Source organism: Phycisphaeraceae bacterium (assembly GCA_019636675.1).
In the GTDB taxonomy this organism is placed as follows: domain Bacteria; phylum Planctomycetota; class Phycisphaerae; order Phycisphaerales; family UBA1924; genus JAHBXC01.
Genome location: JAHBXC010000002.1, coordinates 507,460 through 531,774 on the forward strand (window position 1 = coordinate 507,460; position 24,315 = coordinate 531,774).

Here is a 24,315-nt window from a genome sequence, read left to right on the forward strand (position 1 = left end):
GGAGTGGGGAGCAGGGAGCAGGAAGATGAAGAGGGGAGCGGGAGGGGATGAAACCGTGAAGAGAAGTTTCCGAGAGATGCGCGATGCCTGACACGAACCATCCCGCGATCAAGATCGGTCCCGAGGAGCAGATCTGGGTGGGGCGCCCCAGCCAGTGGGTGAATGTGGTTCCGTTCCTGCTGTGCATCCTCATCATCCCGATCCCTTACGCCTTCTGGCGCTGGCTCGAGATCCGCTGCACTCGCTACACGCTCACCACGCAGCGATTCCGCTATACCCACGGAGTGCTCAACCGTCGCCACGACGACCTGGAGTTGTATCGCGTGAAGGATGTGACGGTGAAAGAGCCCCTGATCCAGCGCGTGGTGGGGCTGGGCACGGTGCGCCTGGTGACGAGCGACGCGACGACGCCCGAGATGCGCATCCCGGCGATCAAGGAGCCGCTGGTGGTGCTGGAGGCGATCCGCGAGCAGGTCGAAACGCTGCGCCGGGCGAGGGGCGTGCGCGAGTTCGATGTTGTGTAGGGGAGGAAGGGGGGAGCGGGCAGCGGGGAGCAGTTCCGGCCCCCTCTCCTGTCGAGCGAAGCGAGATGGGAGAGGGCTGGGGTGAGGGCTACCCCGTCTTCGGGCTTCGCTTCTCTCTCTCTCTCTCTCTCTCTCTCTCTCTCTCTCTCTCTCTCCACGAAGAAGAGGTAGAAGGAGTAGGCACCACACTTCGTGTGGTGGCGCCGGAAAGACCAGGTGGGACTGAAGGGCCTACGCCGGAGTTTCCGTCGTCTCGACGACCGGCGCTGGCGCCAGCGGCGCGCGCTTCGGGCCGGTCATCGCGATCGCGACGGCGACGACGATCAGCAGCATCGCGACGAAGTCACGCGGGCGCGGCTGCTCTTTCAAAATCAGCAGCGTGAAGACCGTGAACACGATCAGGGTGATCGCTTCCTGCAGGATCTTGAGTTGCGGCGCCGAGAACGGGCCGCCGAAGTTCGCGTGGCCCAGCCGGTTCGCCGGCACCTGCAGGATGTACTCGGGCAGCGCGATCAGCCACGACAGCGCGATCGCCAGCAAGAGGGGCCAGCCCTTTTTCGTGAGGTGGAAGTACCACGCGAAGGTCATGAACGCGTTGGACGCGACGAGGAGGGCTATTGCGGCGAGGGCGCGGGTCATGGTTTGCTCACTGAATCTCGAGTGTTTCCGCCATGCTTGGTGTTATGTTGCCCGGGCTTCGCTGGTATGCGATGTTGAGGCCAAACTGTTCGATCATGGTGCTTCGCTCTTCGGAATCGAGCAACTGATCGCGCAAAAGCATGCCTAAGTGCATCTGTGCCGCGATGAACTCAGGTTCTGGTTCCTCATACACCCTCGCTCGCTCACCCTTTCGGATCAGTGGCTTCGCCCGGTACGGTTGGGGATTCACATCCCGCATAGCTCTTGCAGCAGCAAAGATATGATCGAGTAGTGCGGCTCGCTTCGCTATGCGAGTCTGTTCTGCCAACTCTTGTTTCGCAGCGTCGTGCACCTCACGCGCGGCTCTCATCTCTTCCCGGGTAAGTTGGAGTTCCTTTCGCTGAAGAGCCAGTTCGGTCATCTGCAGCCGGAGTGCGCCGAAAAGCAGAAACGCGCTCGCCAGCCCAGCGAATGCGCCGAACAACCCTCCTAGCCACTCGCCGGTGAGAGCCCGCTCGGACATGGGTGGCTTGCCAAGCATCGTAAAGAAAATCGCTCCGAACCCCGCGGCAATACACAGCAGGGCCGCGATCACCCAGCCTTCGGCGTACCACTGGCTGCGCTCGATTCCCTTCTCGTCGTCGGTTGGCATCGGATCATGTTACGAAAATACCCCGCGTCGAGCGGGGTTGGGTGGAGCGTGCGTTGTCGGTGAGGCGAAGACCCTCCCCCGGCCCCTCCCGCGAGCGGGAGGGGGGAAAGAGGGGCGCCGAGGGTCAATCCTCGGGGGCGTTGGCGCCGACGATTTCCTTGAAGGCCTTGCGGATCTTGTTGGTGAGGGGGCCTTCCTTGCCAGAGCCGATGACGGAGTCGTCGACCTTGGTGACGGCGATGACCTCGGCGGCGGTGCCGGTGAGGAAGATCTCGTCGGAGGCCTTCACATCCTCGACCTTCATCCACTTCTCTTCGACGCGCAGGCCGAGCTTGGGGCAGAGCTCGTTGATGACGAAGGAGCGGGTGACGCCGTCGAGCATGCCGGTGTCGATGGGCGGGGTGTAGACGACGCCGTTCTTGATCGTGAAGAGGTTGTCGCCGGAGCACTCGCCGACATAGCCCTCGGTGGAGAGCATGATGACTTCGAGGCACCCGGCGTCGATGGCTTCCATCTTGGCGAGGACATTGTTGAGGTAGTTGAGAGACTTGAGCTTGGGGTCGAGGCAGGCGGTGGGGGTGCGCGGGCGCTTCGCGACCACGATGCCCATCCCGTTCTCGTACATCTCGGGGGGGTAGAGGGCGATCTTGTCGGCGATGCAGATGACGCCGGCGCGAGGGCACTTGCGGTAGTCGAGCCCGAGCGTGCCGACGCCGCGGGTGATGATGAGGCGGATGTACCCGTCCTTGAGCCCGTTGGCGCGGATGCACTCGTGCATCATGGCGTGCATCTCGTCCATCGTGTAGGGGATGGTGATGCGGATGGCCTCGGCGTTGCGGAAGATGCGCTTGAGGTGGGACTTGGACTTGAAGATGCGTCCGTTGTAGAAGCGGATGCCCTCGAAGACGCCGTCGCCGTAGAGGAGCCCGTGGTCGTAGACGCTGATCTTGGCGTCGCGCTTGGGGTACATCTCGCCGTCGATCCAGATGAGTGGCTTGTCCTCGAGGACGATGGGGGCCTCAGGCATGGGGCTCTTCCTGGTGACGGGGGCGGTGGTCATGGCGTCCTCCGAGTGAGGGAAAGGGTCGGGGGAGTGCGGCGTCCGACGGGCGTCGGATCGTCCCCACAATGGTACCCGCTGGTGGTTCGTTCGGTCGCGTGCCCGGGTTCGTCGGCGCGCACCGTATCCGAGACGCGCGCCGGGGCCCGCATATTCACGGGCTGGTCGGGTTTCTCAGGCGCGGAGCTCTGCGCCGAGATTGCGCTTGAGCGCCTCGACGAGCTGGGCGACCTGGGGGTCCACCTCTTCGTGGCGGAGCGTGCGCGCCGGGTCGCGGAAGCGGAGCCGGAAGGTGACGGACTTGCGCCCGGCGCCCAGCTGCTTGCCGCGATAGACGCCCACGAACCCGCGCGCGTCGAGCATCGCGAGTCGCGCGTCGTCGATGATCCGTTCGACGCTGGTCCACTGGGTGTCTTCGGCGACGACGATGGAGAGGTCGCGCTCGATGGGCGGGAACGCCGGCAGCGCGTCGACGCGGGCGGCGGGGGGGTAGCCGGCGATGAGCGGCTCGAGCCCGATCTCAGCAACGACGACGGGGGTGGCGAGGTCGTGCTTCTTCTGGGTCGCGTCGTTGACGAGCGCGAAGTAGCCGAGGGGCTGGCGCTCGTTCGCGCGTTCGATCCACAGGCGCGCGCACGCGTCGTCGCGCAGCGAGGGGAAGGGCGGGGCGTGGGGCTCGACGGCGACGCGCGCCGAGACGCCGTTGAGTTCGAAGACGAGGGCTTCGATGACGCCTCGCAGCGCGCGCAGCGCGGACTGGGGATCGGGGGCGTCCATCAGCATCGCGACATTGCGGTGCTCGACGGTCTGCCCGGGCCCGGTTGGGTTGTTGTCGGTCTCGGCGAAGACGGAGGCGATCTCGAAGAGGCGCACGCCGCGCTCGCCTGCGACGCCCAGCGCCGACTCGGAGCCGGCGTCCTGGTTGACCTTGCGGCATCGCAGGAGCGAGGGGATGACCGAGGGTCGCAGGGCGGGCTCGCCCTTGCGTCGCGCCTCGTCGACGGCGAGCGTGCGCAGCCCGGTGGGGACGAACGCCGAAGCGTCCTCGCGCGAAACAAAGGAGAAGGTGACGGTCTCGAAGAACCCTGCGCCGACGAGGGTGTTGCGGACCTCGCGCATCGCGCGCTGGCGAGCCGACGCCGGGCGGGACTTCGCCGGGATCGTCTCGAGGATCGGGATGCGATCGAGCCCGTGGATGCGCCCGATCTCTTCGATCAGGTCGACCTCGCGCGAGAGGTCGTGGCGGTGCGCCGGGATCTCGGCGACGATGCGATCGGCGTCCACTTTGGCGTCGATGTCGAGGGATGTCAGGATCCGGGCCTGCTCGGTGGGGTCGATGTGCACGCCCAGGAGCGCGTCGCATCGCGCGGAGCGCATCGAGACGACGGTGGGGGGCGACAGCGCCGGGCCGGCGTCGAGGAGCGCGTCTTCGGGGGTTCCCCCGGCGAGGTCGAGGATCAGTTTCGTCGCGCGCGCCGAGGCGAACTCGGCGGTGCGCGGGTCGACCACGCGCTCGAAGCGGGCGCTCGCGTCGGTGCGGATGTTCAGGCGGCGCGCCGGGCGTCGGATCGTCGCGGGTTTCCAGGTCGCGACCTCGAGCACGATGTCGCGCGTGGATTCGGTGACGCTGCTGTCGTCGCCACCGATCACGCCGGCGAGGGAGGTCGCGCGCTGCGCGTCGGCGACGACGAGCTCGTTGGCGAGGAGTTTGTGCGAGCGCCCGTCGAGGGTTGTCAGGGGCTCGTCCTTGTGCGCGAAGCGGATGACGAGTTTGGCGCCGCCCAGCTTGGCGAGGTCGAAGACGTGCGAGGGGTTTCCCAGCTCGAAGAGCACGAAGTTGGTGACATCGACGATGTTGTTGATGGAGCGCAGGCCGACGGATTCGAGGGCTTCGCGCAGCCATGCAGGGGAGGGGCCGACCTTGACGCCGCGGATCACGCGTGCGGTGAAGCGGGCGCAGTCGTCGGGGGCGTGGTTCTCGAGTGTCAGCGATGCCGACGACGCGGTCAGCGATCCGCCGCGGCGGGCGCCCCCGGCTCCCCCGGAACCCCCGGCGCCCCCGGGGAGGGTCGCCACCTCGGGCATGACGAGCCCGCGTCCGGTGACGGCGGCGATCTCGCGCGCGACGCCCAGGTGGGACATGCAGTCGCCGCGGTTTGAGGTGATCTCGACATCGAGGCGTGTGTCGGGGCCGGAGGGGGTTGAAAGCTCCTCGCGCGACTCGATGGGGAAGCCGGCGCGCGTGAGGGCGGCCTCGGCCTCGTCGGCGGTGAGGTTCGAGGGGGACAGCAACCGGTTCAGCCAGCGGACGCTTATGAGCATGGGGCCGAAGGATAGCCGATGCTGATACACTGACCGCCCCCGGGGAGAGGTGATCCTCCGAATCCCCCCGGGAAAGGGAGCGTCAGGACGCATATGGCCACGATCGCGCGCACATCACCGACCACCCGACTCCTCGCGGCCGCCGTCGCGGGCCTCTGCGCGATCGCCGCGTCGCTTTCCGGCTGCGCCGGGAGTGTTCAGCAGCGCGTGGGGATGCCCCCGTCCGACGCGATGCTCTCGGTGACCGTGATGCCCCAGCGCCCACGCTTCCAGCGCCCGGAGCGAGAATTCGCACCGGCGCGCTATGTCGTCGAGGCGGACGGGATGCTCAGGGCCGCCGTCGGAGAGGGCGTGACGGTCGAGACCTATCCCGGGCGCACGCGCGACCTCAGCCCCGACGAATGGGCGAACCTCTGGAAGGTCGCCCTCGAGACCGGCGTGCTCGACCCCGACGACCCGCGAACCGTCAGCGGCGAGATGTCGCTGACCCCCGACCCCCTCCGGCGCGCCACGATCTGGCTCCGCGGCGGTGGTCGCAGCGCCGGCATGGTCGTTGACCCCTCGCGCGACGAGCCGACGGCGCGCCTGGTCACGCTGCTCGAGGAACTCGCGTGGATCCGCACGCCCTGGGAGACCACCGACGCGCCCAAGCAGGACCCGGCGCCTTGGGATGTCGACGACCCGGACGAGTTCCCCGTCCCGCCTCCCTCGCCCTCGCGCCGGGGGGACATCCCTCCGAACTCGCCGGACCCGTTCGGGCCGGGCAGGTGATGTCTCCATGAGGGAGGATCGCGCGGGAGCGTCTATCGCTCCCCATCCTCGCGCGCGTCTTCTTTGCCTTCTTCCACGATCTGGCTGGCTTCCTCGTTGTCGTCCTTGACGGGCTCGGGAGTCACCCCGTTGCGTCCGCTGAAGGCGAGGTCGGCGAGGATGCCCAGGTGGTCCGAGCCCGGGATGACGACGCGCGAGAGCGCGGCGACACGGAAGCCGTCGGATACGAACACGTGGTCGATGGGGTAGCGCAGCATCGGGTAGCGAGCGTGATAGGTGGTGAGCAGACCGCGTCCGACGCGCGGGTCTCGCAGGCCGCTGAGGCGCTCGAACAGTCGCGTCGTGTGCGACCACGCGACATCGTTGAAATCGCCGGCGACGATGTGCGCTTCGTCGGCGCGCTGCGCCACTTCCTTCGCGACCATCACGAGTTCCGCGTCGCGTTTGCGGCTGTCCTCGCGTTCGTCGTCGTTGTGGTCCTTGCCGAGCCCGGGCGGGCTGGGGTGGACCGCGACGAAGCGGACCGGGCGCATGTCGGGCCACTCGATCGTCGCCAGCACCGAGGGACGGTCGTCCGTCACCAGATATCGCGTCTCGGCGCTCGACAGGGGAACGCGAGACCAGACGATGATTCCCAGCCCCTCTTCGAGCACCACGCCCTCGTGAGCGTCATACTTCTGCGCCAGCGGCGCGAGCGCGCGGTTCCACTCGGCGTCGACCTCGATCAGGACGAGGATGTCGGCGTCCAGCGACTCGATCATGCGCAGCGCCTCCGAGCGGCGCGGGTTCTCGTAGTCGAGGTTCAGCACCGCGAGGCGCAGCGAGGGCGAGCCGGATTCCGCGTCGGCGACGCCCTTGCGCCAGAGCGGGCTGTACGGGATCGCGTGCGAGAGCTGCCACGACGCGAGCGCGAGCAGCGCCGCGAGGAGCGCCGTGTGCTCGACGCTCCACGCCCGCGCCGGGCCGAGCGCGACGACGCCCGCGACACCCACGAGCGCGAGCACGCCGAGCTGCAGGCGAGGGAAGTCGCACAGGCGCACCGGCCACCAGCCCACGCGCAGGAAGGGCAGCGCCGCGGCCAGGGCGAGGAACGCCGCGAGCGCACGCACAAGCCACCACGCTATGGAGAGGATGACATCCGGCACTCCGAGCCATGCTACGGCGTGCGCGATAGATGAGGATGTGAATGTTCATCCGCGGCGGACGGGTGCGCCGGGGTTAATTCCAGCTCACGCCCTTGGGCGCCTGCGGGTCGACCTGGAGCGACGCTTTCGCGATGAGCGTGCGCAGGTGGCGCAGCTCGTGCTCGACGATGTCGGCGCGGTGTTCGGCGTCGCCCTCGGCGAGCAGGCCGTATTTCACGTTCGGCTCGCGGATGATCAGGTGGCCGACCAGGTCGACGATCGCGCTGGTGGGCACGTCGGGGCGTTCGGCGTAGCTGAGGAGGGTGTCGGCGATCGGCTCGCCGCGCAGGTCGACGAACTGCCGGAGTTGCGCCGTGTCGAGCAGGTCGCGGATGCGATCGCGCGACAGCTCCATCGATTCGTCGCTCTCGCCCAGGCCGACAGGCGTCAGGCGCGCGACGCGGTAGGGCGTCTGCGATTCGGCGCCGGTGATTTCTTCCTCGATGCGCGCGCGGCAGATGCCCTGCAGCACGATGTTGTACCGGCCGTCGGGCAGCTTCTCGTGCTGCAGGATCTGACCCACGCACACCGCTGGGCGGACGGGGGGGCGACCGTGGTATTCCTCGTGCCAGCGCTCGCCCTCGAAGACGCCCATCGCGATCTGCCCGGGGCCGTCGAGCGCGTCGTCGATCATCTCGCGATATCGCGGCTCAAAGATGTGCAGGGGGATCGCGGCGTGCGGCAGGAGGACGACCTCGCGCAGCGGGAAGATCGGCATTGGCCGCTGGAAGTTGACCCGGATGGAGGGCGCGTCGTCGCTCACGCTGGAGTGTAGGGAGCGGGGAGGGGGGTGCAGGCGAAGATATGAGCGACTGGTTCACGCCCCGGGGCCGGGGCCGGGGCGCCGGCCCGTCAGGACGAGCGGGCGCGTTCGTCGGAGGGGCGCTCGATCGTGGCCGCGGGCTGCGTGATGCCCTCGGTGGGCTTGCGCCGGGCGGACACGTGCTCGATGCCCAGCAGGCGCAGCGCGTCGCGCTCGACGATGGTGCGCACCGCTTCGCGAGGGATGCCGGGCAGCTGCGAGCCGGCGCGCACGGCGTTGACCGTGTACATGCGCTCGATCGCGCGCTCGGGCGTCTCGCTGGGGAAGCCCGACGCGAAGAGCAGTTTGTCGGTCAATCCTCGCTCGAACGCGCCCAGGAGCGTGGTGTACAGACCCCAGGGGCGCGTGATGACGCCGGAGAGTTCGGCGTAGACGCGCGGGTGCTTGGCGAGCATCGCGAACGCTTCTTCGGTGAACCCGCCGCCGATGTCGCCCAGGATGACCGTGAGGTTCGGGAGCGAGCGGCAGGCCTCGTCCAGCAGCGAGGGGCGCGCGAAGTCGAGGATGCTCGCCGGCGTCGCGAGGCACGGGTTCGCGACGAGCAGGGGCAGCCCGCGCGACGCGGCGCGCTCGGCCATCAGCAGGAATCGCTCGTCGGTCGGTCGCACGGCGCAGTCGGCCGGCGCGACGGTCAGGCCAACCATGCCCAGTTCGCAGGCGGCGTCGATGTCGTCGAGCGTGCTGTCGGACGAGGGGTCGACGCCGGCGAACGCGACACGCGCGTCGGGCGAGTCCGACACCCAGCGTGCCAGGTGCTCGGCGGCCATGTGCACGCCGAGACGGTCCATGCGCCAGCCCGTGAGCACGGCGGCGTGCAGGACCGAGCCGCAACGCGAGAAGTGCGCCGGCGACGGGTCGATCTCGGGCCGATCCAGAGGGCGGCCGGCGAGCGGGGATGTTTCGAGCACGCTGGCGAAGGGGTCCCTGCCGGACCACACGCGAACGCGGATGTCGATCGTCATGGGAGCTCTGCTCCGAGGGACGCGTCTGGCTCGTCGGGGAGCCGGAACGGTTGGCGTCCGTGCCTGTCTGCTTGGCCCGGGGCGAATGTCCGTGGCGAAAGTCGCCCGCCCTACGGGTCTTGGAATAATGCGAACACTCTAGCATCGGCGTCTCGTCCGAGCGAGCCGCAGCGATTGGCGCCGCCCCCGGTCCCCCAGCCCGCCTCTCCCACGACCCCCGGGGTACCATCGCCCCTCGCGGCGTCACGCATCCACGACAGAGAGGTCCGGCATGGTCGGCAAGATCGCGCACAAGTGGGGGGGATGGCTCACCGAGCCCCGGGCGTACATCCTCTCGTCCGTCGGACTCGTCTTCCTGCGCCTGGGGCTGGGCGTGCTGATGCTCGCCCTGCACGGGTGGGGCAAACTCACCCAGCTCGCCAACGGCAACATGGCCTTCCCCGACCCCATCGGCATCGGCCAGGGCCTCAGTCTCGTGCTCGCGACCTTCGCCGAGTTCGCCTGCTCGATCCTGCTCATCCTCGGGCTGTTCACCCGTCTGGCGTGCGTCCCGCTGATCGTGACGATGGCGGTCGCCGCGTTCCTCGTGCACGGGGGCGACCCGTGGGCGAAGAAGGAACTGGCGTACCTGTACCTTTCCGGGTACCTCGCGCTGCTGTTCACAGGGCCGGGGAAGTTCAGCGTGGATGCGCTGATCATGAAGCGATAAAGCGGTTGATTCCGCGGCGTTCTTGCGCGCGTCCGAGAATCTTCACAGAAAACCGGAGATGCGGTCTTGCACCATCACCGGGTTCTGGTATGCTGCCCTCGTTCAGCGATCCGTGTGATCGTGTTCCGGGGCACGGGGCACGGGGCACGGGGCACGGGGCACGGGGCACGGGGCACGGGAAGCCCGTGTCTTCAATCCGAAAGGAGTTCCGAGGATGTCCAGCCACACCCGATCAACTCGCGGCCTTGGGGTTGTCATCTGCGCGATCGCCGGGATCACCCCCACCGCGTTCGCCCAATGGCAACCCGCGCCGCGCCCCCCCGCGCCGGTGTACACCCAGCAGGATGTCGCCGCGGTCAACGCGACGATCGAGCGCTTCGGTTTCGACTTCGTGACCGTCGGCGCCCCGGGCAACCGCTCGTGGATCGAGAGCGAGCGTCAGTTCCCCAACGGCTGGACCCCCAGCCACATCGACGACCGTGGGCGCGTGGACTACTCGTACCGCATCATGCGCACCGAGGTGGTGACGCGCCAGTACGCCGACTTCGTGCTGGCGTTCCGGCCCTTCTGGCTCTCCCTTGCGGACCGCCCCGGCGCGATCGAGACCGGCAGCCCGACGGACTCCAGATTCACGAGCCGCGGCATCTCGGTCTTCGGCGGGTTCGAGATCCGACCCGGCTGGATCGACTCGACGGCGCAGATCTCCTGGCGCAACGCCGCGAGGTACGCCAACTGGCTCCACAACGGCGCGCCCACCGACGCGGCGTCGCTGACCTGGGACACCTTCCACACCGGCGCGTACACCTTCACCGACGAGAGTTTCACGAGCAGCACGCGCGGCACGCCCATCACGCGCAACGAGGATGCACGGTTCTGGCTCCCGTCTCTCGACGAACTCCTGAAGGCCGCGTACTACGACCCCAACCGCTACGGGGAGGGGGAAGAGGGATACTGGCTGTATCCCCATTCCTCGAACGACACGCCGGTCCGCGGCGCGCCGGGAGAAGGGGACTATGGCCCGGTCCCGGGAGAGGATCTCTGGGAGTCGATGCTTCCCGGGCGCTACCCCAACGCCGCAAGCCCGTGGGGGGTGCTCGATGTGCTGGGAACGGAGAGCGAATGGGTGGAAACGCCCTACGCGATCCGGCAGTTGAGCGACGGCACCTTCATTCTCGGGACGCCCGAAAGAATCAGGGTCGGGGGGAGCAATCTCTTTGAGAATAGCCAACTCGATAGATGGTCCAGCTCTTCGGAGTGGTCTGTAAGCAACGGATTCCGGCTCGCGACCATTGTGCCAGCACCGAGCGCGCTGAGCGTCTTCGCGGGCGCCGGGGTGCTGATCCGGCGTAAGAGAAGCTAACGCTTCGCACACACAAAGAAATAGCCCGGCCGGGGATTGGGCCCCGACCGGACTTCGATTCGCCCGGCAGGGTTGCCGGGCTTACCAAGAAGGAGTGATCCTATGCGTTGTATCACTGTGGCGGGCATCGTTGCGCTCGCCGGTCTCGGGTTCTCGGACGCGCGCGCCGCGCTCCAGACCCCGATCGTGTCGGGCGGGACGGTGCAGGTCACGAACCCGCAGAGCGGGAAGTACACGGTCACCGTGACGAGCGGCACGGATGTGACGGTCACGCTGCGTTTCGACGCCGGCGATGTCGTCGAGGAGGTGGCGATCGTTCCCCTGAACCAGAGCGGCACGCGGGTCAACATCACCGTCGAGGGCGTCGCGTACGCGCCGAACCCGGACAATCCCGACATCCAGTTCTACGGCCTTCATCAGATCAGACGCGTCGTGCGAGGCAGCGGCGCGGGTGAGGTCTGGATCACCAAGGTTCAGGCCAATCTCATCGGCGATGTCGATCGCGACCTCGAAGCCGGCGGCCTGCCCAACCCGGACTACGGCAAGACCAGCGGCCTGGTGCGCGCGAACATCATCGAAGAGGTTCTCGCGAACTGGTCCGTGTTCGCGGATGTCGAAGCGATCGGAACGACTCGGCCCTTTCCTCCTGACGATGTGATCAGGTTGGTCCAGGCCGACCGCGAAGCGGACTGGTACCCCGAGTACGCGACGGACGGCGCCATCCTCGGCGACATCCGCTCCAACGGCGGGCGCATCGGCACGATCCGGGCCAACTCGTTCATCGGCGCCGTGAACAATGCCGCGTCGAGCAACACGCAGGTCATCGACACCAACGGCGGCAACATCGGGCTCATCGAGGCCGGCGCCCTCGGCGATGTCGTCATCGACTGCCTCGGGTCTGGCAGCGGGACCGTCACGGAGATCCGCACGACCGTGGCCGGGTGGGGCTACGACGAGGGGACGGAGGTCTACCTCGACGACCCGATCGACTTCGACGACTCGGGCCGGCCGATGGGTCTTTCGATCGGCGGCGTTCTGATCGCCGGAGGGCTCGGCACGCTGGAACTCAAGGGCAGTCTCGATTCGGTGATCGACATCTTCAGCACTCCTCAGTCCGGCACCTGGAAGATCGGCGACTCCCTCGGTCCCAACGCGCTGGTCACGCTCCGCAGTCTCGGCCTCAACGGCCAGATCGCCATCAACGCCAACGGCGACAACGGGCAGTGGCTCGGCATCGTCCGCGTCGCGAGGACCTCTGACCAGATCAACGGCCCGTGGTTCGTCATGGACGAAGCGGACCACGATGCGCCGCCGTCCGGCCTCGGATCCGGGGTGGCGGGCCTGCAGGGATACGCGCTCTGGGGTAACTCGTGTGATCCCGTCCCCGGCTCCACGCGGTTCCGGGGCTCCATCGACCCTGGCTCCTTCGAACTCGACCCGCCCTGCATCGAGGATTACAACACGATCCGGGTCGGTTTCTACGGCCGCATCGAACGCATCAACAGCCAGGAAGGGTGGAGTGAAACCATTCTTCTCGAGAAGCGGCAGGGCTCGTTCAACCAGTATTCGCCCGTGACGGAGAGTTTCACCGTCTCACCCGACGGGGAGCGCAGGATCAAACTGGTCAGAGGCAGCGGCCTGTGGGAGACCGGCGAGTACCGCGTGACGGTCAAGGAGAACAAGCTGCGCGTTCGCTCGGACGATGTGCTCGCGGGTCAGCCGCAGCTCGCGGTCCCGACGACCCAGTACACTTTCTGGATCGCGAGGGGCTGCCCCGAGTTGGATCTCACGGGCGACTTCCTCATCAACTTCGCCGACCTCGCCGAATGGATGACCTCGCCGGTCAACATCAACAACCACCCCGAAGTGGACTCGAACGACGCCGCGACATTGCTGCGCGGCATCAGCGAGCACGGCACGGAAAACTGATATCAAGTCGGCGTGCGGACCCGTCGCCTGAGATGCATGCTTCGCGACGGGCCGGACTCCCATTTCAAGGCGCGGGCGGTCATGCGGCCGCCCGCGTCTCTTCCGACTCGCGGACAGTGGTCGGCGATCATTCTGAAGATGTCTCCCTCACCCCTCCCGTTCACGGGAGGGGGCAGGGGGGAGGGTCTTCGGTAGGTGAACAGTCGACGGTTTACCTTCCCTAACCCCTCCCGCGAGCGGGAGCGGGACAGGGTTGCCCACCATCGCCCCTGCGGCTCCCTTGTCCGCCCCGGACCCCCGGCTACTATCTCCGACCTGCGCCGGAGGTTCCGGCGTGGGGTAAGACGCGAAGACCGTTTACCACCGAGTCTCGCCGCGGGCCTAGGCCGCTCGCGGGAGGGCGATTCGCCCCGAGCCGGTGGGAGGTGGAGCAGCATGGCCAAAAAAGAAATCACTGCGCAGTTCAAGCTGATGGCGCCGGGTGGCAAGGCCACCCCCGCCCCGCCGCTGGGCCCCGTGCTCGGCGCGAACGGCGTGAACCCGGGTCAGTTCATCCAGCAGTTCAACGCCGCGACGGGCGCGCTCAACGGCAAGGTCGTTGGCTGCGTGGTCACGGTGTTCAACGACCGCACCTTCACCTTCGAGATCAAGTCCTCGCCCGCGAGCGTGCTGATCGCGGAGGCGGCCGGCGTTCAGAAGGGCTCTGGCGAGCCCAACAAGAACAAGGTCGGGAAGATCACCAAGGCGCAGGTGCGCAAGATCGCTGAAGAGAAGAAGGCCGACATGAACTCGGCCTCGATCGAAGCGGCGATGCGAGTCATCGAAGGCACAGCCCGGTCCATGGGCGTCGTGGTGGAGGGCTGATCCGATGGCGAAGAAAGAAAAGAAGATCAAGGGCACCAAGCGCTTCCGTGAGAACGCCGCGATCGCTCCCCAGGAGCCGATGGCGATGGCCGACGCGGTGGTCGCGGTGAAGAAGTTCAAGCCCACGAAGTTCGACCAGACGGTCAACTGCGTGGTGCACCTGGGCATCGACCCCAAGCAGGCCGACCAGATGGTCCGCGGCTCGGTGGCGCTGCCCAAGGGCATCGGCAAGACCAAGCGCGTCATCGCGTTCTGCACAAGCGACAAGGCCAAGGCCGCGCTCGCCGCGGGCGCGATGAAGGCCGGCGGCGACGAGCTCGTGGCCGAGGTCGAGGGCGGTTTCATGGACTTCGATGTGGCGATCGCCACGCCGGACATGATGCGCGTCGTGTCGAAGCTCGGTCGCGTGCTGGGCCCCAAGGGGCTGATGCCCTCGCCCAAGGCCGGGACCGTCACTGCGGACATCGAGAAGGCCGTCCGCGAGTACGCGGCGGGCAAGATCGAGTACCGCAACGACAAGGGCGGCAACGTGCACGCCGTCATCGGCAAGATGAGCTTCGCCGAGGGCGACCTGTTCGCCAACCTCGAGCACTTCGTGCAGGAGATCGAGCGCGTCCGCCCGCGCACGGTCAAGGGCGTGTATGTCAAGAAGGTCGTCATCAGCGGGACGATGACGCCCGGCGTCCAGATCAAGTACGCGTCGGCCCTCCCCGGGGCGTAAACAGCGCGCATCTCACGCAAAGGAGACGAGGCCATGAGCCGTCCTACCAAAGAAATGCTGATGCGCGACTACACCGAGCGCATCGGAGAAGACCCTGTCGAGGCGCTGGTCGTCTCGATCCGAGGCGTCGACGCCCAGACCAACAACCGCATGCGCAACGAGCTGCGCACGCAGGGCATCCGCATCACCGTCGTCCGCAACGGCCTCGCGAAGCTGTCCCTCAAGGACACGCCCCTCGCGGGTCTCTCGCCCGTTCTCGAGGGCCCCAGCGCCCTGGTCTACGGCGAGCAGTCGGTCGTCAGCGTCGCTCGCGAGCTGATGAAGTGGGCGAAGGAGGTCGCGAACCTCGAGCTGAAGGGCGCGATCCTCGACGGGATGCTGTTCGAGGGCGCCGCCGGCGTCGAGCGACTCAGCAAGTTCCCCACGCGCGACGAGGCGATCGCCAAGACGGTCACCGTGGTCCTCACCCCCGGGCGCAAGCTCATGGGCGCGGTCCAGGCCCCCGGCGCCAACCTGCTCGCGGTCGTCAAATCCATCCAGGAGAAGCTGGAGAAGGGCGAGACCATCGCCCCGGTCGCCTGATTCAGGCGGTTCGATCCTGCTTCTCGCATCGTTCTGAAATTGTCCGTCACGGGCTCAGACTGGCCCTGCGGGGTTAAAGGCCGAACGGTCGGCCCCTCTCTGAGCCGTGCCACCCAGCCGCGCATGCTCGCGGCGTAGATTCGAGGAAGTTTCCCAATGTCCGACACCGCTACCTTCGACGCGAAAATCACCGACCTGGGCGACAAGCTCGCCGGCCTGACCCTCAAGGAGGCCGTCGACCTGACGGACTACATGAAGGACAAGTACGGCATCGAGCCCGCCGCCGGCGGCGCTGTGATGATGGCCGGCCCGGCCGCCGGTCCCGCGGCTGCCGAGGAGAAGTCGACCTTCGACGTCGTCCTCACCAACGGCGGCGACAAGAAGATCCAGGTCATCAAGGTTGTCCGCGAGCTGACCAACCTGGGCCTCAAGGAGGCCAAGGACCTAGTCGACGGCGCTCCCAAGCCCGTCAAGACCGGCGTCTCCAAGGAGGAGGCCGAGGACATCAAGAAGAAGCTCGAAGAGGCCGGCGGCACGGTCGAGCTCAAGTAAGCAGAGTCCAATCAGGGGTTTGCGTCGGGCTTGCCCGGCTCGGCCCCTGGACACAGGCATCGGAAGCGGGGTCGGCCCGGGGTTCTCCCGGGTCGACCCATCTTCGGCCTCGAACCGCGTAGGGCGTGAGACCCGTCGGGAGCACATATTGTGCCAACCCCCGGGCTTGATGACGCCGCGCGGAGGGGCTATTCTGACGGATTAGACGCGATCGGGTGCGACGAGCCCCTCACACATCCCAGGCCTGCGCCTTGCGCGACATTTCCTCGTATCTGTCGCCGGCGTTCACACCATCAAGAGGTCACTGATGGCAGTGATGAAGGTGCGCGATTTTTCGAAGCGCGGCGACGCGATCCCCGTACCGGATCTCAATCGTCTCCAGCGCGATGGTTACGACCGCTTTCTTCAGCAGGGCAAGTCCCCTGAGGAACGCGAGCTTTCCATCGGTCTCGAAGCCCTCCTCCGGGAGGTCTTCCCCATCAACTCCTACGACGACACGATGTCGCTGGAGTACCTGTACTACGCGCTGGAAGAACCGCGCTACACCCCGGACGAGTGCCGCGAGCTTCGGCTCACCTACGGCATGCCGTTCCGGGTCTGCGTGCGCCTGAAGCGCCAGAACCACCCGGACATCCCCGAGGAAGAGATCTACCTCGGCGAGATCCCCATCATGATGGGCGGCGGTGAGTTCATCGTGAACGGCGCGGAGCGTGTGATCGTTGCGCAGCTGCACCGTTCGCCCGGCGTGGACTTCTCGATCGCGTCCCTCGAGGCCGACCGCCCGCTGCACTCGGCGCGCATCATCCCCGAGCGTGGCTCGTGGATCGAGCTGGAAGTGACCAAGAAGGATGTTCTGGCGATGCGGATCGACCAGAGCACCAAGATGGCCGCGACCACCTTCCTGCGCTGTCTCGACAAGTCGATCGCGTCGACCGAGGCGCTCCTGAGTCTCTTCTACGAGATCAAGGAGGTCGCCGTCGAGAACCTGCGTCCGGAGCACTGGTCGGCCGCGGCGATCGTGGACACGGACACCGGCGAGGAGCTGGTGGGCGTGGGTCGTCAGCTTGGCGAAGCGGTGGCGAAGATCCAGTCTTCGTCGCTGAAGAAGGTGCGGGTGATCCAGAACCCGTCCGACCCGCTGATCCTGAACACGGTGGCTGAGGAGAAGCTCGAGGGCTTCATCGGCGCCGACGATCACGAGCGCGCGCTGGTGAAGGTGTACAGCCGCCTGCGTCCGGGCAACCCGCCGCAGGTCGAGAAGGCTCGCCAGCTCTTCAACGAGAAGTTCTACGACGACAACCGGTACCGCCTGGGCAAGGTCGGTCGGTTCCGCATCAACCGCAAGTTCGACCTGAATGTCCCCGAGGACGAGATGTTCATCCGCGCCGAGGACTTCCTCCGCGTGGTGCAGTATATCCTCGACCTGCGTTCGAACCGTCTCGATCAGAAGACGGGTCGCTCGGTCGCCGTGGTGGACGACATCGACCACCTGGGCAACCGTCGCCTGCGCACGCTCGACGAGCTGGCGTGCGAGGAGATGCGCAAGGGCTTCCTCAAGCTGCGCCGCACGGTGCAGGAGCGCATGAGCGTCAAGGAGCCGGACGAGCTGACGAAGATCGCCGATCTGGTGAACAGCAAGGCGGTCAGCAGCGCGATCGACTTCTTCTTCGGTCGCTCGGAGCTGTCGCAGGTCGTCGACCAGACGAACCCGCTGTCGTCGCTCGTGCACGAGCGTCGCCTGTCGGCGCTCGGGCCCGGCGGCCTGAACCGCAAGCGTGCGGGCTTCGAGGTCCGAGATGTTCACATCTCGCACTACGGGCGCATCTGCCCGATCGAGACGCCCGAAGGCGCCAACATCGGCCTCATCTCCTCGATGTCGATCTATTCCGACATCGACGAGTACGGCTTCCTTCGCACGGTGTACCGCGAGGTGAAGGGCAACAAGGCCACCGGCAAGGTGATCCACCTTCGCGCTGACGAGGAGATGCGCGCGGTCCTCGCGCCGTCCGACTCGCTCGAGCCCGACGGCACGATCAAGCCCGGCCTGGTCATCTCGCGCGTCAACGGCGAGCTGGCCGAGATCCCGTCCGACCAGATCGAGTACGTCGACATCTCGCCCAAGCAGATCGTCGGCATCTCGGCGGCGCTCATCCCGTTCCTCGAGCACGACGACGCCAACCGCGCGCTCATGGGTTCGAACATGCAGCGTCAGGCGGTCCCGCTCATCCGCTCCGAGCCCCCGTGCGTCGGCACCGGCATGGAGCGCGACGTGGGCAAGTTCTCCGGCATGGTCGTGCGCGCCCGTCGCGGCGGCGCGGTCACCTACGTCGACGCCCAGCGCATCATCGTCGACAACGCCGACGAGTACGAGCTGCGGAAGTTCGTCGGGCTCAACGAGCGCACCTGCCTCAACCAGAGGCCGGTCGTCCAGCTCGGTCAGAAGGTCAAGGCCGGCGACCTGCTCGCCGACGGGCCCAGCACCGCCGACGGCGAGTTGGCCCTGGGTCGCAACATCCTGCTCGCGTTCAACACCTTCGACGGGTACAACTTCGAAGACGCGATCGTGATCAGCGAGCGACTCGTCAAGGACGACGTCTTCACGAGCATCCACATCGACTCGTTCGACGTGGAGATCCGCGAGACCAAGCTCGGGCGCGAGGAGTTCACCCGCGACATCCCGAACGTCTCGGAGAAGATGCTGCGCAACCTCGACGAGCACGGCGTGATCCGCTTGGGCGCGCGCGTCGGCCCCGGCGACATCCTGGTCGGCAAGGTCAGCCCCAAGAGCAAGTCCGAGCTGACCCCGGAAGAGAAGCTCCTCCACGCGATCTTCGGCCGCGCCGGCGAGGACGTGAAGAACGATTCGCTCGAGGTGCCTGCCGGCATCGAGGGCATCGTGATCGGCGCGAGCCGCTTCTCGCGTCGCGTGCACCTGACCGAGTCGCAGAAGAAGCAGCTCAAGGCGGACATGGACGCGTACTCGCGCGACATGGACCTCAAGGCCATCCAGCTCTTCCGCCAGATGGTTAATCAGGTCAACCAGGTGGTCGGGAGCGAGATGATCGACCCGACGACCCGTCAGAAGGTCGGCGCGTCGGACATCCCCGAGGTCATCCTCGAGCAGATCCAGAACTTCGACCTGAAGTGGATCAAGGGCTCGAAGGAGTCTCGCCAGCAGGCCGAGACGATCCACGGGCAGTTCTGGCCGCGCATCAAGGGCATCGACAAGGAGAAGCAGCGTAAGCTCGCGCACATGAAGCGAGGCGACGAGCTGCCCTCCGGCGTGCTCGAGATGGTCCGCGTGTACATCGCGTCGAAGCGCCACCTCTCGGTGGGCGACAAGATGGCGGGTCGCCACGGCAACAAGGGCGTGATCGCCCGCGTCGTGCCCGAGGAAGACATGCCCTTCATGGAGGACGGCACGCCTGTCGAGGTGCTGCTGAACCCCCTGGGCGTGCCGAGCCGCATGAACGTCGGGCAGCTGCTCGAGGTTCACCTGGGCTGGGCCGCGAAGGTGCTGGGCTTCCAGGCCGTCACGCCCGTCTTCGACGGCGCGACGGAGGGCGAGGTCCACGCGGCGATCGAGGAGGCCAACGCGCACGTTCGCGAGCGCAACGAGCTCTTCGAGCGCACGGGCGAGACGCCGCCGGCCCGCGAGATCCTGGCCGAGATGCCCAAGGGCGGGAAGATCCAGCTGTTCGACGGGCGTACGGGCGAGCCGTTCAAGCAGCGCACGACGGTGGGGTACATGTACCTCCTGAAGCTGCACCACCTGGTGGACGACAAGATCCACGCCCGCGCGACCGGCCCGTACTCGCTGATCACGCAGCAGCCCCTGGGCGGCAAGAGCCGCACCGGCGGCCAGCGCTTCGGCGAGATGGAAGTGTGGGCTCTCGAGGCGTACGGCGCCTCCCACATCCTGCAGGAGCTCCTCACCGTCAAGTCCGACGACATCGAGGGGCGCACCAAGATCTACGAGTCGATGGTCAAGGGCGTGAACACGCTCGAGGCCGGCATGCCCGTCGCGTTCGACGTGCTCTGCCACGAGCTCCGCGGTCTTGGCCTGAACGTCGCGCTCGAGAAGAAGCGTCTCGAGGCGGGCTCGCTGCTGTAATCACCGTTCCACCGTCCGATCCATCCCGGCGCGAGCGATCGCGCCGGTTCGAATGACTTTCACACGCCGCCGGAGCTCCCTCACATGGCTGAGAGCGTGTACGACAGGGTTAACGACTTCTCCTCGGTGCGGATCACCCTCGCGTCCCCGAACGACATCCGTTCGTGGTCGTTCGGCGAGGTCAAGAAGCCCGAGACGATCAACTACCGCACCTACCGCCCCGAGAAGGACGGTCTGTTCTGCGAGCGCATCTTCGGGCCCGAGCGCGACTACGAGTGCGCGTGCGGCAAGTACAAGGGCACGAAGTACAAGGGCATCATCTGCGACCGCTGCGGCGTGAAGGTGACCCACTCGCGCGTGCGGCGCAAGCGCATGGGCCACATCAACCTGGCCGCGCCCGTCGTGCACATCTGGTTCTTCAAGGCGATGCCCAGCCGTCTGGGCAACCTGCTCGCGATGAAGACCAGCGACATGGAGAAGATCGTCTATTTCCAGGACTACGTGGTCGTGGACCCGGGCGACACCGACCTGAAGTTCAAGCAGGTCATGACCGAGGACGAGCACCGCCAGGCGGTCGACAAGTACGGCTCGGCGTTCCGCGCGCTCATGGGCGCCGAGGCGATCCGCGAGCTGATCGAGCGGACGGATCTGGACGCGCTCGCTGAAGAGCTGCGCACCGGTCTGCGCGAGACCCGCTCGAAGCAGAAGACGAAAGAGCTGGCGCAGCGACTCAAGATCGTCGAGGCGATCCGCAACTCCGAGAACGACCCGCGCTGGCTCGTGATGGACGTGGTCCCGGTGATCCCGCCCGACCTGCGCCCGCTGGTGCTGCTCGAGAGCGGGAACTTCGCGACGAGCGATCTGAACGACCTGTACCGGCGCATCATCAACCGCAACAACCGCCTCAAGAAGCTGATGGACCTCAACGCCCCCGAGGTCATCATCCGCAACGAGAAGCGCATGCTGCAGCAGGCGGTCGACGCGCTGTTCGACAACGGGCGTTGCCGTCGCCCGGTGCTCGGCTCGTCCAACCGCCCGCTCAAGTCGCTGACCGACATGATCAAGGGCAAGCAGGGCCGCTTCCGCGAGAACCTGCTGGGCAAGCGCGTCGACTATTCCGGCCGCTCGGTCATCGTCGTCGGCCCCGAGCTGAAGCTGCACCAGTGCGGCCTTCCCAAGAAGATCGCGCTCGAGCTGTTCCAGCCCTTCATCATCCGCAAGCTCAAGGAGCACGGCTACGCCGACACCATCAAGTCGGCCAAGCGCATGCTCGAGCGGCGCGACCCCGAGGTGTGGGACATCCTCGAAGAGGTCATCTACCAGCACCCTGTGCTGCTGAACCGCGCGCCGACCCTCCACCGAATGGGCATCCAGGCCTTCGAGCCGGTGCTGGTGGAAGGCAACGCGATCCGCATCCACCCGCTGGTGTGCACGGGCTTCAACGCCGACTTCGACGGCGACCAGATGGCGGTCCACCTGCCCCTCTCCGTCGAGGCGCAGGCCGAGGCGCACGTGCTGATGCTCAGCACGCACAACATCTTCTCGCCCGCCAACGGCAAGCCGATCATCTCCCCCTCGCAGGACATCGTGCTGGGCGTGTACTTCCTCACGACCACGCTCGAGCTGCCCAAGGAGGAGACCGGGCTGCCCCGCTACAAGGACCGTCGCGAGGCGATCCTGGCGTTCGAGCAGGGCAAGATCAAGCTGCACGACCCGATCGTGGTCCGCCTCGACGGCTTCACGCTGCAGGTGAACTCGCAGAGCAGCCGGCCGACGACGCTTGCGAAGAACGGTCGCGTGATCACCACGGTGGGTCGCGTGCTGTTCAGCGACATCCTGTCGGAGGGCATGCCCTTCTACAACTGCGCGCTGGGCAAGAAGGGCTGCGCGCGGGTCATCGACGACGCGTTCCTGTACGCAGGTCGCGCCGAGACGATCGACCTGCTCGACCGCATGAAGGAGATCGGCTTCAAGCAGTCGACCCTGGCGGGCGTGTCGATCGGCATCACCGACCTGCGCATCCCCGAGGGCAAGAACAAGCTGATCGCGGACGCCGAGAAGCTGGTGATGCGCGTCGAGCGCAACTATGAGCAGGGCGTCATCACGGCGCGCGAGCGGTACAACCAGCTCCTGGACATCTGGGCGCACTGCCGCGAGCAGGTGACCAAGGAGCTCATGGAGACCCTGCGCAACGACCGGCGCATCCTCGAGACCGGCGAGTACGTGCCGGTGAACTCCGACAAGGGCAACAAGTACCTGAACCCGGTGTACCTGATGTCCGACTCGGGCGCACGCGGCAACGTGTCGCAGATGCAGCAGCTCGCCGGCATGCGAGGCCTGATGGCCAAGCCCTCGGGCGAGATCATCGAGACCCCGATCCGCGCGAACTTCCGCGAAGGCCTGAAGGTCCTCGAGTACTTCTCGTCGACGCACGGCGCGCGCAAGGGTCTGGCCGACACGGCGCTCAAGACCGCCGACTCGGGCTACCTCACCCGCAAGCTCTGCGACGTGGCGCAGTCCGTCATCGTCGGCGAGATGGACTGCGGCTCGAAGCGCGGCATCGTGAAGCGCGCCCTCTACAAGGGCGAGGAGATCGATGTCCCCCTCTCCGAGCAGATCGTCGGGCGCGTCTCGCGCAACACGATCACCAACCCCGTCACCGACGAGGTGATCGTCCGCGAGAACGAGATGATCACCACCGAGGCGGCGCGGCGCGTCGAGGAGCTGGGGATCGACTCGGTCGTCGTCCGCTCCGCGCTCACGACCGACTCGGCGTTCGGGTGCTCGGCGCTCGACTACGGCATGGACATGTCCACCGGCAAGCTCGTCGAAGAGGGCATGGCGGTCGGCATCATCGCGGCCCAGTCGATCGGCGAGCCGGGCACGCAGCTCACGATGCGAACCTTCCACACCGGCGGCGTCGCGACGACCAAGCTGACGGAGAACAGCATCAAGGCGGCGCACGGCGGCACGATCGAGCTGCGCGACTGCGCCGAGGCGCCGGTCAAGGACGAAGAGGGCGTCGACTGTCTCGCGGCCCTCAAACGCAACGGCGAGATCGCGGTCCTCGACGCCAAGGGGCGCGAGCTCGAGAAGTACAAGGTTCCCTACGGCTCCTGGATCATGGTCAAGCCCGGCGAGCAGGCCAAGCGCGGCCAGCTGCTGGTCAAGTGGGACCCGCACCGCACGCCGATCCTCGCGGAGAAGGCCGGTAAGGTCCGCTTCGTCGACATCCAGATCGGCGAGACCGTGCGTGAAGAGGACGCGGGCCGCGGCCAGGCGGCGCTGGTCATCATCGAGCACAAGGGCGAGATGCACCCGCAGATCGTCGTCGAGGACGCCGAGGGCAAGATCCTCGACTTCCACTTCCTGCCCGCCAAGGCGCGCATCGAGGTGCGCGAGGGCACGATGATCACCCCCGGCGCGATGCTGGCCCGCCAGCCCCGTTCGGCGGGCACCTCGCAGGACATCGTCGGCGGTCTCCCTCGCGTCACCGAGATCTTCGAGGCGCGCAAGCCCAAGGACCCGGCGTTCATGGCCGAGATCTCGGGTCGCGTCGAGCTGCTCTCGGACATCCGCAAGGGCAAGATGACGATCCGCGTCACTTCCGACGCGGGTCTGACGGTCGATCACCACGTGCCTCGCGACAAGCACATCCTCGTCCACACGGGCGATTACGTGACCGCGGGCGACGCGGTGACCGACGGCCCGCTGGTGCTGCAGGACATCCTGCGGATCAAGGGCGAGGAGGCGCTGTACACCTACATGATCGACGAGGTGCAGAGCGTCTACCGAGCGCAGGGCGTGCCGATCAACGACAAGCACATCGAGGTGATCATCGCCCAGATGCTGCGCAAGGTGCGCGTGGAGAACTCGGGCGACACCGACTTCCTGCCGCACGACGTGGTCGACAAGTTCGCGTTCCGCAAGAAGAACGCGGATGTCGCCGACATGGTGCGCGTGAGCGACGCCGGCGACACGGATCTGGCGCTGGGCGCGCTCGTGCACAAGAAGGACATCCGCGAGGCCAACGCTCGCGCCGAGGCCGAGGGCAAGCAGCCCGCGAAGGCCAAGCGCGCCAAGCCGGCCACGGGTCGCACGCTGCTGCTGGGCATCACGAAGGCGTCGCTGCAGTCCGACTCGTTCCTCTCGGGCGCGTCGTTCCAGGAGACGACCAAGGTGCTCACCGAGGCGGCGCTCAAGGGCGCTGTCGACACGCTGGTGGGCCTGAAGGAGAACGTGCTGCTGGGCCACCTGATCCCGGCCGGCACGGGCTTCCACCGCCACCAGTCGATCGAGGTCGTCCGTCTCGCCGAGCCGGTCGACGAGGACGACTGGGACGAGGAGGCGATGCTCGAGGAGGCCGCGATGCGCGCCGAGGAGCTCGGCGCCCGTCCGGACGACCCGACCGCTTCGCTGCCCATCGAGATCGGCGAGGGCGTGGGCTCGTCGGACACCGCCGGCCTCAAGGGCTGATCGGCGCGACGATCTGAAGACATCCATCACGCGGGCCGGCTCGTTCACGGGCCGGCCCGCTTTGTCTTTCG

The 24,315-nt window shown here is 67.0% G+C and carries 18 protein-coding genes; 11 read left to right on the plus strand and 7 right to left on the minus strand.

Going from position 1 to position 24,315, the window contains the following annotated elements:
• Positions 1 to 83 precede the first annotated feature (83 nt).
• Positions 84 to 524: a PH domain-containing protein gene (locus KF684_08780; protein MBX3353017.1), complete on the plus strand. Its 441-nt coding sequence runs from the start codon at positions 84 to 86 to the stop codon at positions 522 to 524.
• Between the two features lie 231 nt (positions 525 to 755).
• Here KF684_08780 and KF684_08785 read toward each other — a convergent pair whose 3' ends face one another.
• The 4 genes from KF684_08785 to pheT all read right to left on the minus strand — a co-directional run bounded on the left by KF684_08785 (position 756) and on the right by pheT (position 5,197).
• Positions 756 to 1,163 carry a DMT family protein gene (locus tag KF684_08785; GenBank protein ID MBX3353018.1) on the minus strand — a complete coding sequence of 136 codons (408 nt, stop codon included), beginning with the start codon at positions 1,161 to 1,163 and terminating at the stop codon, positions 756 to 758.
• A 7-nt stretch (positions 1,164 to 1,170) separates the two neighbouring features.
• A complete protein-coding gene (locus KF684_08790; GenBank protein MBX3353019.1) occupies positions 1,171 to 1,815 on the minus strand; it encodes a hypothetical protein in 645 nt (214 codons plus the stop codon).
• A 124-nt stretch (positions 1,816 to 1,939) separates the two neighbouring features.
• A complete protein-coding gene (gene ilvE / locus KF684_08795; GenBank protein MBX3353020.1) occupies positions 1,940 to 2,875 on the minus strand; it encodes a branched-chain-amino-acid transaminase in 936 nt (311 codons plus the stop codon).
• A 174-nt stretch (positions 2,876 to 3,049) separates the two neighbouring features.
• A complete protein-coding gene (gene pheT / locus KF684_08800) occupies positions 3,050 to 5,197 on the minus strand; it encodes a phenylalanine--tRNA ligase subunit beta (GenBank protein MBX3353021.1) in 2,148 nt (715 codons plus the stop codon).
• 93 nt (positions 5,198 to 5,290) lie between these two features.
• Between pheT and KF684_08805 the strand changes: the two genes are divergently transcribed.
• Complete coding sequence (locus tag KF684_08805) at positions 5,291 to 5,968, plus strand: hypothetical protein (protein MBX3353022.1); 678 nt, start codon at positions 5,291 to 5,293, stop codon at positions 5,966 to 5,968.
• Between the two features lie 32 nt (positions 5,969 to 6,000).
• Here the strand turns inward: KF684_08805 and KF684_08810 are convergent, their stop codons facing one another.
• The 3 genes from KF684_08810 to KF684_08820 form a co-directional block, all read right to left on the minus strand.
• The gene (locus tag KF684_08810) at positions 6,001 to 7,113 is read right to left on the minus strand and encodes an endonuclease/exonuclease/phosphatase family protein (protein MBX3353023.1); all 1,113 of its coding nucleotides are present in this window, start codon (positions 7,111 to 7,113) and stop codon (positions 6,001 to 6,003) included.
• A 73-nt stretch (positions 7,114 to 7,186) separates the two neighbouring features.
• Positions 7,187 to 7,915: an LON peptidase substrate-binding domain-containing protein gene (locus tag KF684_08815; GenBank protein ID MBX3353024.1), complete on the minus strand. Its 729-nt coding sequence runs from the start codon at positions 7,913 to 7,915 to the stop codon at positions 7,187 to 7,189.
• 89 nt (positions 7,916 to 8,004) lie between these two features.
• Positions 8,005 to 8,937, minus strand: coding sequence for an amidohydrolase family protein (locus KF684_08820; GenBank protein ID MBX3353025.1), 933 nt, complete (start codon positions 8,935 to 8,937; stop codon positions 8,005 to 8,007).
• A 271-nt stretch (positions 8,938 to 9,208) separates the two neighbouring features.
• Between KF684_08820 and KF684_08825 the strand changes: the two genes are divergently transcribed.
• The 9 genes from KF684_08825 (at position 9,209) to rpoC (ending at position 24,244) form a co-directional block, all read left to right on the plus strand.
• On the plus strand, positions 9,209 to 9,646 hold the full coding sequence (locus KF684_08825) for a DoxX family protein (protein MBX3353026.1): 438 nt from the start codon (positions 9,209 to 9,211) through the stop codon (positions 9,644 to 9,646).
• 214 nt (positions 9,647 to 9,860) lie between these two features.
• Positions 9,861 to 11,006 carry an SUMF1/EgtB/PvdO family nonheme iron enzyme gene (locus KF684_08830; protein MBX3353027.1) on the plus strand — a complete coding sequence of 382 codons (1,146 nt, stop codon included), beginning with the start codon at positions 9,861 to 9,863 and terminating at the stop codon, positions 11,004 to 11,006.
• A gap of 102 nt (positions 11,007 to 11,108) precedes the next feature.
• Positions 11,109 to 12,935, plus strand: a complete 1,827-nt coding sequence (locus KF684_08835; protein ID MBX3353028.1) for a hypothetical protein — start codon at positions 11,109 to 11,111, stop codon at positions 12,933 to 12,935.
• A 435-nt stretch (positions 12,936 to 13,370) separates the two neighbouring features.
• Positions 13,371 to 13,799 carry a 50S ribosomal protein L11 gene (gene rplK, locus KF684_08840; protein ID MBX3353029.1) on the plus strand — a complete coding sequence of 143 codons (429 nt, stop codon included), beginning with the start codon at positions 13,371 to 13,373 and terminating at the stop codon, positions 13,797 to 13,799.
• A 4-nt stretch (positions 13,800 to 13,803) separates the two neighbouring features.
• Positions 13,804 to 14,520, plus strand: a complete 717-nt coding sequence (rplA, locus tag KF684_08845; GenBank protein ID MBX3353030.1) for a 50S ribosomal protein L1 — start codon at positions 13,804 to 13,806, stop codon at positions 14,518 to 14,520.
• A 33-nt stretch (positions 14,521 to 14,553) separates the two neighbouring features.
• Positions 14,554 to 15,102, plus strand: coding sequence for a 50S ribosomal protein L10 (gene rplJ / locus KF684_08850; GenBank protein MBX3353031.1), 549 nt, complete (start codon positions 14,554 to 14,556; stop codon positions 15,100 to 15,102).
• Between the two features lie 156 nt (positions 15,103 to 15,258).
• Positions 15,259 to 15,654, plus strand: coding sequence for a 50S ribosomal protein L7/L12 (gene rplL / locus KF684_08855; protein ID MBX3353032.1), 396 nt, complete (start codon positions 15,259 to 15,261; stop codon positions 15,652 to 15,654).
• Positions 15,655 to 15,961: 307 nt separating this feature from the next.
• The gene (gene rpoB, locus KF684_08860) at positions 15,962 to 19,768 is read left to right on the plus strand and encodes a DNA-directed RNA polymerase subunit beta (GenBank protein ID MBX3353033.1); all 3,807 of its coding nucleotides are present in this window, start codon (positions 15,962 to 15,964) and stop codon (positions 19,766 to 19,768) included.
• An 84-nt stretch (positions 19,769 to 19,852) separates the two neighbouring features.
• The gene (rpoC, locus tag KF684_08865) at positions 19,853 to 24,244 is read left to right on the plus strand and encodes a DNA-directed RNA polymerase subunit beta' (GenBank protein MBX3353034.1); all 4,392 of its coding nucleotides are present in this window, start codon (positions 19,853 to 19,855) and stop codon (positions 24,242 to 24,244) included.
• Positions 24,245 to 24,315 lie beyond the last annotated feature (71 nt).

Excerpts from the sequence above, each read along its gene's own strand:
- rpoC (MBX3353034.1), top strand. The coding sequence starts at position 19,853 with ATGGCTGAGAGCGTGTACGACAGGGTTAACGACTTCTCCTCGGTGCGG.
- rpoB (MBX3353033.1), top strand. The coding sequence starts at position 15,962 with ATGGCAGTGATGAAGGTGCGCGATTTTTCGAAGCGCGGCGACGCGATC.
- KF684_08790 (MBX3353019.1), bottom strand. The coding sequence starts at position 1,815 with ATGCCAACCGACGACGAGAAGGGAATCGAGCGCAGCCAGTGGTACGCC.
- KF684_08825 (MBX3353026.1), top strand. The coding sequence starts at position 9,209 with ATGGTCGGCAAGATCGCGCACAAGTGGGGGGGATGGCTCACCGAGCCC.
- KF684_08830 (MBX3353027.1), top strand. The coding sequence starts at position 9,861 with ATGTCCAGCCACACCCGATCAACTCGCGGCCTTGGGGTTGTCATCTGC.
- rplA (MBX3353030.1), top strand. The coding sequence starts at position 13,804 with ATGGCGAAGAAAGAAAAGAAGATCAAGGGCACCAAGCGCTTCCGTGAG.
- KF684_08780 (MBX3353017.1), top strand. The coding sequence starts at position 84 with ATGCCTGACACGAACCATCCCGCGATCAAGATCGGTCCCGAGGAGCAG.
- rplJ (MBX3353031.1), top strand. The coding sequence starts at position 14,554 with ATGAGCCGTCCTACCAAAGAAATGCTGATGCGCGACTACACCGAGCGC.
- KF684_08785 (MBX3353018.1), bottom strand. The coding sequence starts at position 1,163 with ATGACCCGCGCCCTCGCCGCAATAGCCCTCCTCGTCGCGTCCAACGCG.
- KF684_08805 (MBX3353022.1), top strand. The coding sequence starts at position 5,291 with ATGGCCACGATCGCGCGCACATCACCGACCACCCGACTCCTCGCGGCC.
- rplL (MBX3353032.1), top strand. The coding sequence starts at position 15,259 with ATGTCCGACACCGCTACCTTCGACGCGAAAATCACCGACCTGGGCGAC.
- rplK (MBX3353029.1), top strand. The coding sequence starts at position 13,371 with ATGGCCAAAAAAGAAATCACTGCGCAGTTCAAGCTGATGGCGCCGGGT.
- KF684_08835 (MBX3353028.1), top strand. The coding sequence starts at position 11,109 with ATGCGTTGTATCACTGTGGCGGGCATCGTTGCGCTCGCCGGTCTCGGG.
- KF684_08820 (MBX3353025.1), bottom strand. The coding sequence starts at position 8,937 with ATGACGATCGACATCCGCGTTCGCGTGTGGTCCGGCAGGGACCCCTTC.
- ilvE (MBX3353020.1), bottom strand. The coding sequence starts at position 2,875 with ATGACCACCGCCCCCGTCACCAGGAAGAGCCCCATGCCTGAGGCCCCC.
- pheT (MBX3353021.1), bottom strand. The coding sequence starts at position 5,197 with ATGCTCATAAGCGTCCGCTGGCTGAACCGGTTGCTGTCCCCCTCGAAC.